Source organism: uncultured Muriicola sp., assembly GCF_947258935.1.
In the GTDB taxonomy this organism is placed as follows: domain Bacteria; phylum Bacteroidota; class Bacteroidia; order Flavobacteriales; family Flavobacteriaceae; genus Muriicola.
The window spans coordinates 1-3,443 of sequence record NZ_CAMYKH010000123.1; the positions used below are offsets into that span (position 1 = coordinate 1).

Genomic DNA, 3,443 nt, shown 5'->3' on the forward strand with positions numbered 1-3,443 from the left:
AGACCTATCTCAAAATTTCATATTTTTAATTCAGGAATGTTTGTCAAAACCTGTTTACCTATCCAATATGAAAACTGTAATTCTTTTATTTCTTAGTCTATTCATATTTCCATCTACAGGGGCCTCCCAAGATTTTAAAACCATTGTCGCATTTGGCGACAGCTTTACGGACAATGGCTACATAGATGGGCATGGTTTTAACCGAGATACCAATGGCTACGTATGGGTAGAGTACCTAAAGGAAATGATGGGATGTGAAATGTTGGATAATAGAGCCTGGGGTGGCGCCAGAACGGATAATGGGCATTTTTTGGGGTTCAATTGGTCCGGATTCAATTGGCAGGTAGATCACTATGAGCCCAATACTGTTCCTGAAGAAACATTATTCACAGTTTGGATCGGAGTTAATGACTATTGGGACAACAAAGAAGACCCGACAAATTCAGTGAAGAATATAAAAACAGGTTTGAGTAAACTCATAGATAAAGGGGCCAAATACATAGTGGTTTTTAACAATTTTGACTTGACCACCTCCTTGGGCTATGGTCCAAATACAGAGTATCACAGTCTTATCCCGGCCGTAAAAAAACTAACAAATGATTTTAATTCCGAGCTTTATACCTTGCTTTTCGACCAGAGTAAAGGATTGGTACAAGCGTATCCTGATACAACGTTTTATTTTATCGACATCTACTCATTTATGAACGATTTGGTCCAAAACAATACGTTTAAAAACACTCCCTGGAGAGGAACCTATGCCTTCCCGGATCCAAAGCAGTACTTATGGTATGATGAATGGCATCCAATGACAGCTTGCCATGCCCAAATTGCCACAATGGTTTTTAATAAAGTCCGAAAATAATTTATGCCTCCGGTGGAAATGACAAGGATAAAACCTGCCTGCCGCAGATACGAATGACTAGTATGTACATCCAAAAGAAAATGCCAGAATTCTTGTAGTAATGCAGTACTATGTAACAGCGTCTTTTGCTCTCTCCACCATTTTACCTTAGCATTTTCTAAAATACATATGGATGTCATTAATCTTTATTCTTTATCTTTAAGCATAGATAATCATTAAAACCAATAGCATGAAAACACGTATGAAAACCTCAATCTTTACAAAAGGAATTGTTTTATCTGCACTACTCATTTCCAGTTGTGCCGAAACCAAGAAAGAAGATGCTGCCATGGCAGAAAAAGAAGTCCCAATGGTGGAAGTAGCTTCGGATGAATATTCGGATATAGTCCTGAAAACATTAGGCCATATGGCGAATTATGAACATGATGCCTTCGCTGAACATTTGGCAGATGATATTATCTGGTACTGGCCAGACGGCAGTTCAGAAACACGTCATTCCATAGAAGGTAAAGATAACCTTGTTTCCTGGTGGAAAAACTATCAGGAGACTACAGGTGCTACCTTAAACTTTGCCAATAACACCTTATTACCTTTAAAAATTAATACCCCCTCTAACTATTATAAAGTAACGGGTTCCGGGGTACTGGCTTATACAGATTTAACTATTACACTTGGGGATAAATCTACCTCCGTAAGACAACACATGGTTTATATGTTCAATGACGATATGAAGATAAGCCATTGCTTCTTATACTATGACAGGTCTGGGATCATTGAATTAACCAATGTGGTCCTTGGAGAGACTGAGGAATAAAGGCCAGTTTAGATTAAAATAATACATCTCCACTCCCATCCCTATGGCATGGGAGTGAAGCAATGTCATATCTCTACTCCCGTGCCTTCGGATGGTTTACATACCTACGGCAGGCTGGCGCTCGATATGACAAAGTGTACGCTATCGTGAAAGCTGTTCCCAGGCAGTTCTTGCGCCATTCCCTTCGCTTCTGGCCCATTTAGTAGTACTTTTGCAGCCTGAAACTACAGAACATGACATTTGAAGATCTAAAATTGATCTCCCCCATCCTTAAGGCCCTCAAGGATCTGGATTATACAACCCCTACTCCCATACAGGCAGATGCCATCCCCCTTGTTCTCAATAGGGAAGATGTAATTGGCAGTGCTCAAACCGGGACAGGAAAAACGGCGGCTTTTGCTATTCCCATGTTGCAGCATTTGTACAATGAGCAGCAGCACAAAAGCGGGAAACGCAAAGTGCAGGCCCTTGTAGTGACCCCTACCCGGGAGCTGGCCATACAGATTGGGGAAAGTTTTACGGCCTATGGGAAGTACACCGGCATTAAGAATACTGTGATCTTTGGAGGAGTTTCACAAGGATCTCAAACCAATGCCTTACGCAGTGGGGTAGATATTTTGGTAGCCACTCCCGGGCGTTTGCTCGATTTAATGAACCAGGGATATATCTCTTTACGAGACGTAAAATATTTTGTGTTGGATGAAGCAGATAGGATGCTCGACATGGGTTTTATTCATGACATTAAGAAGATCATAGCTAAATTACCCAGGGAAAGGCAGTCCTTATTTTTCTCGGCTACCATGCCTAAAAGTATTGTGACCCTATCTCATCAAATTTTAAACAATCCAAAAAAGGTAGCCGTGAGTCCGGTCTCTTCTACAGCCGAAACCATTCAGCAATATTTATATACGACGAACAAAGGGCATAAAAATGATTTGCTCTTACACATCCTTCAAAACCCTGATTTGGAACAGGTATTACTTTTTTCCAGGACCAAACACGGGGCAGACAAAATTGTGAGGAACCTTCATAAGAAAAGAATTGAAGCGGCAGCTATCCACGGAAACAAGTCTCAAAACCAGCGTCAAAAGGCGCTCAAGGATTTCAAAGACGGGAAAAAAAGGGTATTAGTTGCAACAGATATAGCCGCACGTGGTATTGACATTGACAAGCTGCGTTATGTAATTAACTACGATATTCCCAATGAGTCAGAGACCTATGTACATAGAATTGGTCGTTGTGGTCGCGCCGGAGAAGAAGGCATTTCTATCTCCATTTGTGAACCGGAAGAAAACGCATATATCGCCGATATAGAAAAACTCACCGGTCAGAAGATCGAAATCGTAAAGGACCATCCCTTCCCTCAGACAGACAGACCTATGAATGCTGCTGAAAAGAAAGAAAAAGAGAAGGAAAAGCAACGGAGGAAGCAAGAGTTTTTTGCCAATCGGAACAAAAAAAAAGGAGAGCACAACCAGGGGTTTCGCAGGAAGAATAGAAGATAAATGCTTTTTATCTTAGTCATTAGGTTTATCCTATCCATTATTTACATTCTATGATGTTAGTAGATAATATCCCAGAAGATTATACACTTGATTTAAAGAAGAAATTCTAACCTCTTAAAAATGAATAAAATGAAAAAAGTGAGTCTTTATGTAATGATTGTTATGTTCTCTTTTGGAGTAGTTACTTTGGCCTCTGCTGCCGACAAAAATCCTGCTCCGGAGCCCGTAGAAATACCGGCAGAAGTAAAAGTAATGCTGAATA

At 40.4% G+C, this 3,443-nt stretch carries 3 protein-coding genes; all 3 read left to right on the plus strand.

Annotated features, from left to right (window positions below; all coding sequences use genetic code 11):
* Positions 1-862, plus strand: an 862-nt coding sequence (locus tag Q0X72_RS13385) for an SGNH/GDSL hydrolase family protein (protein WP_297766418.1), incomplete at its 5' end; no start/stop codon positions are given.
* Positions 863-1,091: 229 nt separating this feature from the next.
* Positions 1,092-1,676 carry a hypothetical protein gene (locus tag Q0X72_RS13390; protein ID WP_297766421.1) on the plus strand — a complete coding sequence of 195 codons (585 nt, stop codon included), beginning with the start codon at positions 1,092-1,094 and terminating at the stop codon, positions 1,674-1,676.
* A gap of 233 nt (positions 1,677-1,909) precedes the next feature.
* Entirely contained in the window at positions 1,910-3,181 is a 1,272-nt protein-coding gene (locus tag Q0X72_RS13395) for a DEAD/DEAH box helicase (protein ID WP_297766423.1), read from the plus strand.
* Positions 3,182-3,443: the final 262 nt, after the last annotated feature.